This window comes from Bacillus cereus group sp. N21 (genome assembly GCF_016483395.1).
Classification (GTDB): domain Bacteria; phylum Bacillota; class Bacilli; order Bacillales; family Bacillaceae_G; genus Bacillus_A; species Bacillus_A pseudomycoides.
The window spans coordinates 1-234 of the sequence record NZ_JAEHBX010000444.1 but is presented as its reverse complement, the minus strand read 5'-3'; the positions used below and the strand labels follow the sequence as shown (position 1 = coordinate 234).

Here is a 234-nt window from a genome sequence, read left to right as displayed (position 1 = left end):
AGAAAGAGTTCCATTATGAAGGTGGAATTAAATCTTATGTTGCGCATTTAAACCGCTCGAAGCACCCGATTCCTGAAGAACCTGTATATGTAGCGGGTTCGAAAGATGAAATTCAAGTTGAAGTTTCTCTTCAATATAAAGAAGGTTATACAAAAAATATTTATTCAATTACGAAAAATATTCATAAGTATGAAGGCGGTACACATGACGTGGGTTTCAATCATGCCCTAACGA

General features: G+C 35.5%; 1 pseudogene. It reads left to right on the top strand.

The window, feature by feature from the left end:
* Positions 1-234, top strand: a pseudogene (locus JDS96_RS31580) (DNA topoisomerase IV subunit B); the annotation flags it as partial.